The sequence below is a fragment of the Arthrobacter sp. FW306-07-I genome (assembly GCF_021800405.1).
GTDB lineage: Bacteria > Actinomycetota > Actinomycetes > Actinomycetales > Micrococcaceae > Arthrobacter.
Genome location: NZ_CP084550.1, coordinates 851210 through 864395 on the forward strand (window position 1 = coordinate 851210; position 13186 = coordinate 864395).

The window sequence follows — 13186 nt, forward strand, 5'->3', positions numbered from 1 at the left end:
CTCCCGGCCGGGAAACCCCTCCCGCCAACAAAAAATGCGGCTCCCTCCTGGTGAGGGGGCCGCATTTTTTGTGCCTGGGGAAGGGCCCGCCCGGGGCTCTACTTCCGGGCCGAATCCAGCATCCCCTGGACTTCCTTCTTGAAGGCCTCCGCGGCAGCCTGCGGGGTCAGGCGGTCATACAAGACTTCATCCGTGTAGCGCTTGATGACGTTCTGGACGCTGCCCGCACCGACTGGTGGAACCGGGGGCGCATCCTTGATATCCGGAGCGATGTCCTTCAGGAAGTTGACCACCGTGGTGTCGGCCGGCTTCAGTGAGGGCGTAATGCCGGCGACGATTTCGCTGTTGGTGGGCACGCCCCTGTCCGTCATGAGGATGGCGCCGGCTTCGGGGCTGTTGGTGAGGTAGTTGATGAATTCGGCTGCCTGCTGGGCATGCTTGGAGCGCGAGGAAGCGGACCAGAACATGGTGGGCTTGTAGTACATGCCGTTTTTGGCCGAGGCGCCGTCAACGCTCGGGGCACGCAGCATCTTGATGCTGCTGCCGGTGGTGGCTTCCAGCGAACCCAGCTGGTTGGTCCACCACCAGGCCATGCCTACCCGGTTGGTGCCGAAGAGGCTCTGCTCAAGGCTCGCGCCTGCGTCTTCCGTCGCTACGTTTGCCGGCGGGCTGGCCTTTGAATCGCGCTGCTCCTTGAGCCGCTCCCAGAAGGAGGCAGCCGTGGCCGTCTCGAAGTCGAGCTTGCCGTCCTCCGAGTACAGGTTCTCGCCGTGCTGGCGGAGCCAGACGATCAGGTCGGCCTCGTTGCTGCCGTACGCGGCTCCATAGCTCTTTCCGTCGCCTGCGGCGCTGATCTTCGCCGCAGTGTCCATGAAGTCCTTCCACGTCCACGTCTTGTCGTCGGGAACCGGAACGCCTGCCGCCTGGAATACCTTGGTGTTGGCCATGATGACATAGGCGTTCTGGCCGGTGCTCAGTCCGTACTGCGCGCCATCGTACTGGCCTGAGGCGAGTGCCTCCTTGTCCAGCTTGGACGTGTCGATGCCGTTCTGCTTGGACAGGTCCAGCAGCGCCCCGCGGCCCCCGTATTCGGCAATGTACTTCTGGTCCATCTGGATGACATCGGGCGCATCGTTGGCGGCGGTCTTGGTTGCCAGCTTGTCCCAGTAGCTGGACCATTCGCCCGGCTCGGCCTTGATCTTGATGTTTGGGTGGGACGCTTCGAACGCGGCGATGACCTTGTTTGTCTGTCCGTTCAGGTACTCGTTGCCCCACCAGGCGAACCGCAGGGTCACCTGACCGTTGTCGCCTGAACCGCCCGAGCCGCCGGCGGCACCGCAGCCCGTGGCCAGGATGGACAGAGCCACGGCCGCAGCGCCAAGCTGAAACCTCCGGCGGCTTACGACTGGAATCGTCATTGAATGTTCCTTTCGGTTGGTTCCGTCACGCTCTGGCAGCCTTGCGAGCTGAAGAAGCTGCGCCTCAGAAACCGTTTTCTCGAGTTATGGTGCGATTCTTTCGCGTGGTCTACATCCCCGTCAAGGCTTTTCGGTAAGCGTTTTCCGGAAGTTGCGCGCGTAAGGCTGCAGGCGCGGGACGCGCAGCCCAAGGCCCCGGCAGCCCCGGCAGGATGGGCTGCAGCACAGCCGGCCGCAACCCATTGCCGGCTGCTTCTGGCAGGATGGATTGGTGACGATTACTGCAGCGGCTGACGGTTCGGCCTTGGGAAACCCTGGCCCGGCGGGATGGGCCTGGTATGTGAATGACGATTGCTGGCGGGCCGGTGGCTGGCCGCACGGGACCAACAACCAGGGGGAGCTGATGGCTGTCCTTGACCTTTTGCGCGCCACTGCGCACCTCCCCGGGGAGGACCTGCGCATCTTGTGTGACAGCCAGTACGTCATCAACTCCATCACCAAGTGGATGCCCGGATGGAAGCGGAAGGGCTGGCGCAAGGCTGACGGAAAGCCTGTTTTGAACGTGGAACTGCTGAAGGAACTCGATCGCGAACTGGCCGGCCGCACCTACACCTTCGAGTGGGTCAAGGGCCACGCCGGGCACGACCTCAACGAGGCCGCCGACGAGCGGGCCAGGGCCGCGGCCACGGCTTACCAGCAGGGCGTGGCCGCACGTTCCGGCCCGGGGTTCCCCGGCGGACACCACCCGGGTGCACAGCACGACCTTTCACGCGGCCAGAACGGCCGCGAGCGTGCCCTGCACGCGCAGGCCCCCTCCGGTGTGGGCCTCCCGCCGGCCACCCTGGACATCCCGGCTGCTGCCCCCGCCCAAACGCCGGCAGTACCCCGGGAATCAGCGCGCCCGGGTGCAGCAGGCGGGGCAGCGGCACGCCCGGCAGCACCCAGCACGGGTGTACCGGCAGGTGGGGCCAACCAGCGCAGATCCGTCCCCGAGCCCGTGTCGGCCTTCGATGAACTGGACCTGTTCAGCGAACTGGACGATGAAGCCCTTGAAGTGGCCGAGGCAACGCAGCGGGCAGGCTCCATCCCGCCCGAGGCGCTGGTGGAGGAACTCGAACGCGAACTCCTGGGGCCGCTGGTGCGGGGGGACATTGGCCGGACCGCGGTCCTTCTGCACCCGGACTTCATGGAGATCGGCAGCTCGGGAAGGGTCTGGACCCGGGACGCCATGATGATGGCCCTCGAGGAGGACCCCGGCGAGCGGACCGACATTGAAATCCTGGGCGCCGACCGCATCGGCACCAGCGCGGTCCTGCTGACGTACCGAAGCTTCGCCCGGTCCGGCACGACGCTTCGCAGCTCGCTGTGGGTCCTGGACAGCGGCCGGTGGCGGCTGAGGTTCCACCAGGGAACCCCGGAGGCCTAGAACCGGAGTACCAGCAGGGGGCTGTGCTGGCGGAGGGGCCGCGCCCTCACGTGAGACGCCGCATCAGCTGAACCGCTGCGTGTTCCCCAGCTCCGCCTGCGCGTAGGTGGCGGCCGCAGAGGCAAGGGCGGCATTGATGGACGCCAGCGACGCTTCCACGCGGCCCTGCGTGATGGTCCATTCGGTGACGAGTGCCTGGAAGTTGGTGGCCGCGGAACCCCGCCATGAGCCCTGCAGCTCATCCAGGCCCCGCTTCATGGTCTGCACGTCAGCGCTGATCCGGTCCACGGTGGCCTGGACGTTGGCCGACTTCAGCTGCAGTAGTTCGGTGTCGACGGAAATGATGCTCATGGCTGTGCCTTTCGCTGCGGCGGGTCCTCAAGGGGTCCCGCGCCCGGCGGGTCCGGGCTGCTGTGACGAGCCTACGGAGCAGTGCCAGGCGGGAGCCACGGCCACGGGTTATATGTGGATAACCGATCCGTCGCTGCCCGCGGCCCGGGCGGTACTGTCGTCAGCGGCGTCCTGCCCGCCGTCGCTGTCACTGCCTGGTGTGTCGGCACGCCGCGGAAGGCTTACCACCAGGGTTGCGCCCCCGCCGTCGGTCTTTTCCACCCGCACCGTGCCCCCGTGGGATCCCACGATGGCTGCCACGATGGCAAGGCCCAGTCCGCTGCCGCCCGTCTCCCTGGTCCGGGAAGTGTCCGCCCGGTAGAAGCGTTCAAAGACCTTGGCCGCGTCTTCTTCCGAGATGCCCGGCCCGTGGTCCCGTACTTCGATGATGGACCGTTCTCCGCCGTCGGTTTGGCGGACCCCGACGGCCAGTTCGATGGGGCTGCCCTCCGGGGTGTAGCGCAAGGCATTGCCTACGAGGTTTCCCACCACTTGGCGCAGCTTGGCCTCATCACCAAGGACCGGTGCCGGGGCCGCTGCTCCGCCGTCGAGCCCCGTGAGCGAAATCGCCCTGGAACGGTCGCTGGCCTGGGTGTCCACCACCGCGTCATGGGCAATCAGCTGCAGGTCCACCGGCTTTTGCTGCAGCGGCCGCTGCTCATCCAGGCGGGCCAGCAGCAGCAGGTCCTCGACCATGGAACCCATGCGCTTGGCTTCGCTTTCGATGCGGCCCATGGCCGTGGCCACGTCCTCGTCCGTCGCCAGGGCACCGTGGCGGTACAGCTCGGAGAATCCACGGATGGTCACCAGGGGAGTGCGCAGCTCGTGGGACGCGTCAGCGGCAAAGCGGCGCATCCTGGCCTCCGAGGCGGTCCGCGCCGCGAAGGCGGTCTCGATGTGTGCCAGCATGGCGTTCAGGGAACTGCTCAGCCGGCCCAGCTCGGTGGCAGGGTTTTCGACTTCCACACGCCGGGAGAGGTCGCCGGCGGCAATGGCGGCGGCTGTCTTCTCCACCCTGGCCAGCGGCCGGAAGGCGCGCGAGACGGTCCAGCTGGCTATGAGCGAGGCGAGCAGCAGGGTCAGCAGGCCGACGCCGGTGACCACCAGGGTGGCATGCTTGAGGACGTCGTCGACGCTCTCCAGGGGCAGCCCGATCACCACCACGGACGTGGTGGGTCCGTTCTGGACGGTCACCGCCACCACCCGCCAGTTTTCGCCGTCCGTCCCACGGACCTGGAAGGGAGCCAGCTGGAGCGCCTGTGCCTGTTCCACCGAAATGTTACTGATGTCCGGATGGTCGTCCGGGTCCCCGCCGAAGGTGTACGGCTGCTCACCCGGGGTGAAAAGCATCAGGGAGTAGTCAGTGGGGATTGGGCTGGGTGCCTGCAGCTGGGTGAACGAGCGTTGTTTCCGGGCAGAGTCGACGGCGGCGTTGAGTTTGTCGTCCACCTGGCCCTGGAGGTAGGTGTGGAGCAGGGTCAGGGTCACGGCTCCGGTCACCGTCAGGGCCACGATCAGGAGGGCCATGATCATGGCCACCAGCTGCGACCTGAGCGAGGCCGACTTCCACCGTTTGAGCAAGGTCAGCGCTTTTCGGCCGTCCGCAGCACGTAGCCCACGCCGCGCTTGGTCTGGATCAGGGCCGGCGCGTCGGGGTCGATGTCCACCTTCCGCCGCAGGTAGGAGATGTAGGACTCAACAATGGACGCATCGCCATTGAAGTTGTACTCCCAGACGTGGTCCAGGATCTGCGACTTGGACAGCACCCGGTTGGGATTGAGCATGAGGTAGCGCAGCAGCTTGAACTCCGTGGGGGAGAGCTCGATGACCGTGCCGCCGCGCCGTACTTCGTGGGCGTCGTCGTCGAGTTCCAGGTCGTCCACGCGGATCACGGCGTCGTCGTCCAGCAGGGGCTGGGTCCGGCGGAGCACCGCCCGGATGCGCGCCACCACTTCATCCAGGCTGAAGGGCTTGGTGACGTAATCGTCCCCGCCCACGGTCAGTCCGGTGACTTTGTCCTCGGTGTCGTCCTTTGCCGTCAGGAAGAGGACGGGAAAGTGCTTCCCGGAGGCGCGGAGCCGGCGGGTGACAGTAAATCCGTCCATGTCGGGGAGCATGACGTCAAGCACGGCCAGGTCAGGGGCGTGGGTGTCGGCCGCGGCCAGGGCATCGCGCCCGTTTGCTGCGGAGACCACTTCAAAGCCGGCGAACCGCAGTGACGTGGAAAGGAGCTCGCGGATGTTGGGTTCATCATCAACGACGAGCAGCCTGGCTTCTGGACCGTTCTTGTTCATGCTCCCATCATGCTCCCAGTCTCTGGGAGTTGTCTGGATATGCGTTGTGAGCATGATGGGCTTGGCCTTACCAGCCCATGGTTCCCGGTTCCCCCTTGAACGGGCCCACAACCCTGCTGGTGATCCAGCCGCCGTAGAAGCGGCCCGGCTGTGCAGTGACCCGCTCACCGTCCACCTCGCAGTAGTCCATCCGGCCCGGGTAGACGGCAACCCTGCCGGCCAGCGCCTCAAAACCTGGCGCCGGCTCGGGGTAGGACCACGCGGCGCTGTCCGCTTCCTTCCCGCCGCCGCAGACGGTCAGGTACTTCGCAGCGCCCTTGAACTCGCAGAAGCTGCTGCCCGAGGACGGCTCCAGCGCGCCGGCGGCAAATGCCGACTCGAGGACGTAGTACACGGGCGGGTGGCTGGTCTCCAGGACCCGCAGTGAATCCGTGGTGTCGAGGATCAGCTCCCCGCCCAGGACAATGCGGATGCGCTCGCTGCTGGCTTCGATCCGGGGCGGGCGGGGGTAGTCCCACACCGATTCCTGCCCAGGGCCGGGGGTGGCACGAACGATTCTTGTAGTCATACCTACAGTCTGAGTCCAGCCGCCCCTTTGTGCATCAGGGAACCCAATTCGTGGAAAGAACGTTCAGCCCCTGCCGTCTTCCGCAGCCTGTGGCGCCGGAATACAGTGATGCTTGCCGGGCACCTGCGCCCGGCGCACCAGCGTTCCAACGGTTCCCCCGGAGTGCATGCATCCGCCGCCGGGAGCCGCGCCAACACCGGTAGTTATTGGATAGTTCCTGACCCAATGAAGGGGATAGATCATCATGACTGACTTGAGCGCCACCGAAAACGCAGCCGCAGGCGACCGCACGATCCGGGACTGGGCAGACCTTGCCGAGGAGATGTGGTCCTATCTCACTGGCAAGGGTGCAGCGATCAATTACCAGTTCATCGACATGACCGTCGAAGTTCCGCGGGATATTGGCCCCGACGCGCCGCGTGCCACCTGGAAGCTCAATGGCAGCCTGCGGGTCACCACCAGCGACCGGGACGTTTCCGGGCCGGACGCGAACCGCGGCTGACCAAAATGGCGGAGAACCGTCTGGACGTTGATCTGGACTTTTCGTACACCGACGAATCCGGTGCGGTCACATCGGGCAGGGCCAGGGCCGCGGGAACGGAAGTGACGGTGTCCCTTGAGGGGCTGGCGCCGTTGACCGGCAGCGGCCTGCCGTCGCTGGATGAGGTCAAGCCGCTGGCGGAGATGCTCGCCCGCAAGGGGCTGACCGTCACCCTGGCCGGCCCCGACGGCAACATCGTCAGCCTGGGCAAGGTGGACAGCCCTGCTTCGCAGCGGCTGGTGACGCGCTCACCCCACATCAAGCTGGGCAAACTCGGCTCCCTGCTCCCGCTGGTCAGGCAGGGCAGGCGTGGGTCCAAGGGGGTACCGCTGCTGCCGCCGTCCACACCTTTGCCATTGGTCCCCACGGTCCAGCGGAACATTGTCCGCCGCATTACCACCACCCATTACGCCAGGGGTGGCGGACGGCCGCGCCTGATCTTCGTCCAGGACGCGGCCACGTGGACGGGGCAGATTCCGCGGGAGGTAGCCCTCACGGGAGATGTCACGACCATCGGCAGCGGCGATGGATCCGATGTCCAGCTGGAGGGTTTGGAGGCACTCCACGCCGAAATTGTGCACGACGACCAGGACGAATACGTGCTGGTACCGCATGCGGACGTCAGCGGCAGTGTCCGCCGCAACGGGCCCTCCGTGCTGCGGACAGGTGCCAGGATGCAAATGGGGCAGTGGTGCCTGGCATTTTTCCGGGAGGAATTCGCTGACCACGGACGTCCCTTTGGCGGGCGCAGCGGCGGGGAACTTGCCTACGAACGCCCCCAGCTGGACCCGCGGACAGGAACCATGGAGCGGGACAGCTCGGAATACATCCGCTAGGAGGGCGCCCGCGGCGGATCAGTCGGCTGCGGCAACGTCCTTGGCGTCCATGATCCGGTACGCATACCCCTGCTCTGCCAGGAACCTCTGGCGCTTGGCGGCGAAGTCCTGGTCCAGGGTGTCGCGTGCCACGAGGGAGTAGAAGCGCGCCGCCCGGCCGTCTTTCTTGGGCCGCAGCAGCCGGCCCAGCCGTTGGGCCTCCTCCTGCCGGGATCCAAAGGAGCCCGAGACCTGGATGGCCACCGAAGCCTCAGGCAGGTCGATGGAGAAGTTGGCCACCTTGGACACCACCAGGGTTTGCAGTTCTCCCGCGCGGAACAAATCAAAGAGCTTCTGCCGTACCTTGACCGACGTGTCGCCCTTGATGACGGGCGCCTCCAGGCGCTCGCCGAGCTCATCCAGCTGGTCGATGTACTGGCCGATCACCAGCAGCTGTTCACCCGTGTGCCGGGCCACCAGTTCCTCCACCACCCGGGTCTTGGATTCGGAGGTGGCGCAGAGCCGGTACTTGTCGGCGTCATCGGCCATGGCGTAGGCGACGCGTTCGTCCTTGGGCAGGTCCACCCGGACCTCAACGCAGTCCGCGGGTGCGATGTAGCCCTGGGACTCGATGTCCTTCCACGGCGCGTCGTACCGTTTGGGACCGATCAGGCTGAAAACCTCGCCTTCGCGGCCGTCCTCCCGGACCAGGGTGGCAGTCAGCCCAAGCCGCCGGCGCGCCTGCAGGTCTGCGGTCATCCGGAAGATCGGTGCCGGAAGGAGGTGGACCTCGTCATAGATGATCAGTCCCCAGTCATGGCCGTCCACCAGTTCCAGATGGGGATAGATGCCGCCCCGCTTGGTGGTGAGCACCTGGTAGGTGGCGATGGTTACCGGCCGCACCTCCTTGAGGGCGCCGGAGTATTCACCCACCTCTTCCTCGGTAAGGGAGGTGCGCCGGAGCAGTTCGTCCTTCCACTGCCGGGCGGCCACGGTGTTGGTGACCAGGATCAGTGTTGTGGTGGAACCGGTGGCCATGGCCGCGGCGCCCACCAGGGTTTTGCCGGCGCCACAGGGCAGCACGACTACCCCGCTGCCGCCCGCCCAGAAGTTCTCGCTGGCCAGGCGCTGATACGGCCGGAGCTGCCACCCGTCTTCATTGAGCGAAATCAGGTGCGGGGTGCCGTCCACATAACCGGCCAAGTCCTCCGCGGGCCAGCCGAGCTTCAGCAGCAGCTGCTTGAGCTGCCCCCGCTGCGAGGCGTGCACCACTACCGTCTCGCCGTCGATCCTGGGTCCCAGCAGCGGGGCGATCTTCTTGGCCCGGATCACTTCCTCCAGGACGGGATAGTCATCGGTCCGCATGACCAGCCCGTGGCGGGGGTCCTTTTCCAGGCGCAGCCGGCCGTACCGGGACATGGTTTCGTCGACATCGATCAGCAGTGAATGCGGCACAGGGAAGCGGGAGTATTTCAGCAGCGCGTCCAGTACCTTTTCGGCGTCCAGCCCGGCGGCACGGGCGTTCCACAGGCCCAGCGGGGTAAGCCGGTAGCTGTGCATGTGCTCGGGCGCACGTTCCAGCTCGGCGAAGGGCGCAATGGCGTGCCGGGCTTCGGTGGCCAGCTCGTGGTCCACCTCGAGGAGGATGGTCTTGTCGCTTTGGACGATCAGGGGTCCGTCGGTCACGCGGGGGAATCCTTTACTGGCGCAGTTCCTCTGCGGCCTCGATGTCGATGATGCGGTGGACGGACAGGACCCGTTCGGTGTCCTTGGCCGGATCGAACACGCGGACCCTGCCCCCGCTTACTGATAGCGGAACAACAACTTCCAGGCTGGCATTCCCCAGGTTGTCCACCACGTTCATGTTGATCCGCTGCTTGAGCCGGATGGCCCTTTGCAGCGCCTCAAGTCCCAGCTGGGTGGCGACCTCGCTGCCGCTCGCTGCTCCGGGGTGGTGCCCGACGGCGGTGCCGGCTTGCCGCAGCACGTCCAGCTGCGCTTCCACTTCCTCAGCCGCGGGCGCCATCCGCGGGGCGGTGTACACCGGGCGCAGGCTCTCCTGGGGTGCAGCGGACCGGCGGAGGTGCGCTGCGGGTTCGGCGCCGTCCACCGACGGCGAGAGGCCCAGGCTGCGGAGCACGGCGGCAAGCTCGCGGGGCGGCGCGGAGGACGCGACAACCGTGGGGGCCAGCCTGACGAGGCCCAACTGGGCAGCCTTCGGTCCCGCCAGCAGGTCCGTAAGCGCGGTTTCATCCTCACTGTGGATGAAGCTCGCAGCCTGGCCTACGTGCAGCCTGCCGTGCCGCGAAGCGGTGTCCTCCACCAGGTACTGCAGCGGCTGGGGAACCGCCGTGGCCGAGTGCTCCCGGAGGAACGCCAGCAGGCCGGCGGCGTCGTAGCCGCCGTCCAGTGCGCGTTTGATCGACTCCGCGGAGAACCGGTAAATGGTGGCAGGACCCTGCCCCTCGGCGTCGGCCATTCCCTGGAGCTGTTCCGTCAGTGCAGGGGAGAGGTAACCGGGAGCAACAGCGGTCAGGTCAGCCTGCAGCAGCACGTGGTTCAGGGCGGCGGGCAGATGTTCGCCCAGAATGGCAAGGGCGGCATCGGGGTCGTCCTCCGCGAAGGCGCTCCCCAGCTGGCTCAGGGCCCCGGAGCCCACCAGGCCCAGCATTTCAGCCTCGGCAAGGACGCCCCGGATCAGGGAACTGAACCGCCGGGCCATCCGCGGCTGGGACCATTCGGCGCGCTGCAGCACCGCGGCGGCATCAAGGACGGGCGCGCCACCGTCGCCGTCCTCGGCTTCCCGCGTCAGCTCAAGCAGGATTTCCAGGATGCGTTTGCGGACAACCGGGGCATCCGGGCGCTGGGCCCCCGCGGACAAGGCGGCGATGGTGGTGCCGGAGGCCGAGCGGGCGGCCGCCGCCCCAGGCGCTGAATTGACGGGTTGGCCCACCATGGAGGGCACGCGCTCGCTGGCCAGCCAGGCGTTCACCAGCCACAGCCATTGTTCCTGCCGGGGCAGGACCAGCCACTCCAGTTCCGGCGGCTGCACCCACGATGACGAATCGACGTCGAGGCGGATCAGGCCGGCCAGGCCGCACAGCTCCAGCAGCCGGCCCACCGCGCCCTGGTCAATGCGCAGCTGGTCGGACAGCCGCCGCAGCTCGCGGACGCCCACGCCCCCGCTTCGCAGGGTGGCCAGCGGCTGCGTCTTAACCGCATGCAACAGTTCGGAGACCAGCCGAAGGGTTTCGGAAATAGCACTCAGGGCCGCATTCCTGCGCAGCGCCGCGGTGGTGCGGCCAAGTTCGGCAACCGGCGGTGAAAGGGTGAAGTCATTGATGATTGCGCCGCCGCGCAGTGCCAGTCCCACGCTGTGCGGCAGCTCAACGTGCGCCGCGTCCAGCGGCACCAGCAGCCCGCGTGCAAGGAGCCAGTCCACGGGCCCGACGTCGGCCCCCTCCGTGGCGACCGAGGCTTTCCGTTGCGCCTGGGGGACGGCACCCATGGCCCAGTTCCGGAACTTGGCAAGCAGCGCCGTCGTCCGCTCCGGGGCCTTGGCCAGGATGTCCTGCAGGGCTTCGGGGGACGATGTCCAGTGCTGAAGCGCCAGAGCCGCCTCCATCGGCGTGGTGGCGCCGTGGATCGCGAACCCGCTGCGGTGCAGCTCGGCGACCAGCCGCACCGCCCGTTGCGCGAAGGCCGGCTGAAGGCGGACCAGCTCCGTGTAGCTCCGCCCCAGCCCTGCCGGGTAGATGCCCACCACGTCCTTGAGCGAGCCCACCGGCAGGAAGAATTGCTGGTCGGCCGCGGCAGGGGTGCCGTGCGGGGGAGCGGCGGGGTGCACCAGGGCAAGCTCCTGCAGGGTGCCGATGATCTGCTCAACGACTGCCGGCGAGGAACCGCGGATCAGCTGGTGCAGGCCTTCCGCCGAGGCGCTGTGCCCGGTGTCCGTGTTGGTGCAGAGGTGCAGGGTCTCCAGGACCTGCATCTGCGGGCGGTTGAGCCGCTCGAGGGCGCGCTGGACGCTGACACGGGAAGTGGCGCGCGCCGCCAACGCCGCGAAATCCGGAACGGAGGGGGAGATGAGGTCCGGCCGCGCGGCGAACAACGCCCGCAGCGAATCGTCGCTGCGTGCCTCCAGTTCCATGCCAAGCGCGCGAATAAGGGACATCACTCCAACGTTACCGCCGCTCAGCCTTTCCCGCCCGCCGACGGGCGGCGACGCCGTCCAGGACCACTACCAGCATCAGGATGAAGGCCACCGGGAGGCCGTACAGCGCGGAGTAGGTGACCCACGTGGGGGCCACCGACCCGGTGAAGGCAAGCGCCATGACCATCCCTACGGCTATGAGGGACAGCACGGCAATAACAGCGGCGAGGACCATCAGCGGCCGCCGGTAACGCGAAGGAGTCATGGACGTAACGCTACAGCGGCTGCATTGGTGGGGTTAAACACTCCCGGCGCCCTTGCGCCTGCGGCGGAACAGTGCTGGGGAAAGCGTAATGAGGGCATCCGGCAGGATAACCTTGAAGGATACAGACCAACACGGTTTGCGCTTGCCATACCTTGAACCCGCACAACAATGCGGATGCGGTGGCAGGCGGCCGTGTCTCATGACAGCAGAACGAAGAAGGTTGATTACGTGCCTACCGGCAAGGTCAAGTGGTATGACAAGGACAAGGGCTTTGGGTTCCTCGCGGGCGAAGACGGCCAGGAGGTCTTCCTGCCCAAGTCGTCGCTGCCCGAAGGGGTAACGGAGCTGAAAGCGGGCACCCGGGTGGAGTTCGGTGTGGCGGACGGCCGCAAGGGAGCGCAGGCACTGGGCCTGCGGGTGCTGGACAAGACCCCGTCCATTGCCAAGGCGAAGCGTCCCAGCGCCAAGGACCTCGCCCCGCTGGTGCAGGATCTGGTGACCGTCCTGGACAATCTGTCCGGCACCCTCTCCAAGGGCAAGTACCCGGACGGCAACAAGGGCAAGGCCATTGCTGCCGCCCTGCGCAAGGTTGCCGACGAGCTGGACGTTTAAGCGCCCATGAATCCCCAATCTGAACAGCCGGGCGCGCCAGTGCAGGAGCAGGCTGCCAAGACCCCGCCCAAGCGCAAGGCCGGCGTGCCCGTGTGGCGTACGGGCAAGCCTGACGCTTTCCTGGCCGCGGCTGTTGATGCCGCCCGGACCGCAGTGGAAAGCATCACGCCGGCTGCCACCATCGGCGCGCACCTTGCGGCCAAGAGCGAGGGCGACCGGCTGGTGACGCACCTGTTCGAGTCCCGGCTGCCCGGCTACGCAGGGTGGCAGTGGTACGCGGTGCTGACCCGGAACTCGCGCTCCAAGGTGGTCACGGTCAACGAACTGGGCCTGCTGCCGTCCGAGGATTCCATCCTCGCCCCGGAGTGGGTGCCGTGGGCCGAGCGGGTCCGTCCCGAGGACGAACAGCCGCAGGAGCCTGAAGCGGGTGGCCACGAAGCAGAGGCCCAGGAAACAGACGGCCAGGAGACCGGTGGTCCCTTGACGGCGGAACCTGCCGAGGCCGGCGCCGGCCACGCTGCAGAAGGGGACTCAGGGCCGGCAGGGGAATCGGCGGACGACGACGGAGCGCAGGCAGGAGCCTAGCCGCACCTTTACCGCGAGGCTGGCCACGTCCTTTGCCAGGCACAACGAAAACGGCGCCGTCCGGGATAAACCCGGGCGGCGCCGTCGTACGTCAAGCGTGCCAGCGTAGGGACAGGGCC

13 protein-coding genes are annotated in these 13186 nt (G+C 67.0%); 5 read left to right on the plus strand and 8 right to left on the minus strand.

The window, feature by feature from the left end:
- Positions 1-98 precede the first annotated feature (98 nt).
- Positions 99-1418, minus strand: a complete 1320-nt coding sequence (locus LFT46_RS04015; RefSeq protein WP_236821319.1) for an ABC transporter substrate-binding protein — start codon at positions 1416-1418, stop codon at positions 99-101.
- 271 nt (positions 1419-1689) lie between these two features.
- Here LFT46_RS04015 and LFT46_RS04020 point away from each other — a divergent pair, with 271 nt between their 5' ends.
- The gene (locus LFT46_RS04020) at positions 1690-2844 is read left to right on the plus strand and encodes a ribonuclease HI family protein (RefSeq protein WP_236821320.1); all 1155 of its coding nucleotides are present in this window, start codon (positions 1690-1692) and stop codon (positions 2842-2844) included.
- A gap of 63 nt (positions 2845-2907) precedes the next feature.
- Here LFT46_RS04020 and LFT46_RS04025 read toward each other — a convergent pair whose 3' ends face one another.
- From LFT46_RS04025 to LFT46_RS04040, 4 genes are all read right to left on the minus strand, one after another.
- Positions 2908-3195, minus strand: coding sequence for a WXG100 family type VII secretion target (locus LFT46_RS04025; RefSeq protein ID WP_236801164.1), 288 nt, complete (start codon positions 3193-3195; stop codon positions 2908-2910).
- A 108-nt stretch (positions 3196-3303) separates the two neighbouring features.
- The gene (locus LFT46_RS04030) at positions 3304-4815 is read right to left on the minus strand and encodes a sensor histidine kinase (protein ID WP_236821321.1); all 1512 of its coding nucleotides are present in this window, start codon (positions 4813-4815) and stop codon (positions 3304-3306) included.
- 2 nt (positions 4816-4817) lie between these two features.
- Positions 4818-5528 (minus strand): response regulator transcription factor, encoded by a 711-nt coding sequence (locus tag LFT46_RS04035; protein ID WP_142131055.1) that lies wholly within the window; start codon positions 5526-5528, stop codon positions 4818-4820.
- A 67-nt stretch (positions 5529-5595) separates the two neighbouring features.
- The gene (locus tag LFT46_RS04040; protein WP_236801166.1) at positions 5596-6096 is read right to left on the minus strand and encodes a DUF427 domain-containing protein; all 501 of its coding nucleotides are present in this window, start codon (positions 6094-6096) and stop codon (positions 5596-5598) included.
- Between the two features lie 244 nt (positions 6097-6340).
- Here LFT46_RS04040 and LFT46_RS04045 point away from each other — a divergent pair, with 244 nt between their 5' ends.
- A complete protein-coding gene (locus LFT46_RS04045) occupies positions 6341-6598 on the plus strand; it encodes a hypothetical protein (protein ID WP_236801167.1) in 258 nt (85 codons plus the stop codon).
- 5 nt (positions 6599-6603) lie between these two features.
- Positions 6604-7473: an FHA domain-containing protein gene (locus tag LFT46_RS04050; RefSeq protein ID WP_236821322.1), complete on the plus strand. Its 870-nt coding sequence runs from the start codon at positions 6604-6606 to the stop codon at positions 7471-7473.
- Positions 7474-7491: 18 nt separating this feature from the next.
- On the opposite strand, the gene LFT46_RS04055 is transcribed toward LFT46_RS04050, so the two are convergent.
- The 3 genes from LFT46_RS04055 to LFT46_RS04065 are packed head-to-tail and all read right to left on the minus strand — an operon-like array spanning position 7492 to position 11870.
- Complete coding sequence (locus tag LFT46_RS04055) at positions 7492-9138, minus strand: DNA repair helicase XPB (RefSeq protein WP_236821323.1); 1647 nt, start codon at positions 9136-9138, stop codon at positions 7492-7494.
- A 13-nt stretch (positions 9139-9151) separates the two neighbouring features.
- A complete protein-coding gene (locus tag LFT46_RS04060; protein ID WP_236821324.1) occupies positions 9152-11626 on the minus strand; it encodes a helicase-associated domain-containing protein in 2475 nt (824 codons plus the stop codon).
- A gap of 10 nt (positions 11627-11636) precedes the next feature.
- Positions 11637-11870: a hypothetical protein gene (locus tag LFT46_RS04065; protein WP_236801173.1), complete on the minus strand. Its 234-nt coding sequence runs from the start codon at positions 11868-11870 to the stop codon at positions 11637-11639.
- Positions 11871-12098: 228 nt separating this feature from the next.
- Between LFT46_RS04065 and LFT46_RS04070 the strand changes: the two genes are divergently transcribed.
- Both LFT46_RS04070 and LFT46_RS04075 read left to right on the plus strand, forming a co-directional pair.
- Entirely contained in the window at positions 12099-12482 is a 384-nt protein-coding gene (locus tag LFT46_RS04070; protein WP_018762148.1) for a cold-shock protein, read from the plus strand.
- A gap of 6 nt (positions 12483-12488) precedes the next feature.
- Complete coding sequence (locus LFT46_RS04075; protein ID WP_236821325.1) at positions 12489-13067, plus strand: DUF3027 domain-containing protein; 579 nt, start codon at positions 12489-12491, stop codon at positions 13065-13067.
- Positions 13068-13186 lie beyond the last annotated feature (119 nt).

Bases quoted from the DNA above. Each gene is read 5' to 3' on its own strand.
- LFT46_RS04015 (WP_236821319.1), bottom strand. From the start codon at position 1,418: ATGACGATTCCAGTCGTAAGCCGCCGGAGGTTTCAGCTTGGCGCTGCG.
- LFT46_RS04025 (WP_236801164.1), bottom strand. From the start codon at position 3,195: ATGAGCATCATTTCCGTCGACACCGAACTACTGCAGCTGAAGTCGGCC.
- LFT46_RS04035 (WP_142131055.1), bottom strand. From the start codon at position 5,528: ATGAACAAGAACGGTCCAGAAGCCAGGCTGCTCGTCGTTGATGATGAA.
- LFT46_RS04040 (WP_236801166.1), bottom strand. From the start codon at position 6,096: ATGACTACAAGAATCGTTCGTGCCACCCCCGGCCCTGGGCAGGAATCG.
- LFT46_RS04045 (WP_236801167.1), top strand. From the start codon at position 6,341: ATGACTGACTTGAGCGCCACCGAAAACGCAGCCGCAGGCGACCGCACG.
- LFT46_RS04050 (WP_236821322.1), top strand. From the start codon at position 6,604: ATGGCGGAGAACCGTCTGGACGTTGATCTGGACTTTTCGTACACCGAC.
- LFT46_RS04060 (WP_236821324.1), bottom strand. From the start codon at position 11,626: ATGTCCCTTATTCGCGCGCTTGGCATGGAACTGGAGGCACGCAGCGAC.
- LFT46_RS04065 (WP_236801173.1), bottom strand. From the start codon at position 11,870: ATGACTCCTTCGCGTTACCGGCGGCCGCTGATGGTCCTCGCCGCTGTT.
- LFT46_RS04075 (WP_236821325.1), top strand. From the start codon at position 12,489: ATGAATCCCCAATCTGAACAGCCGGGCGCGCCAGTGCAGGAGCAGGCT.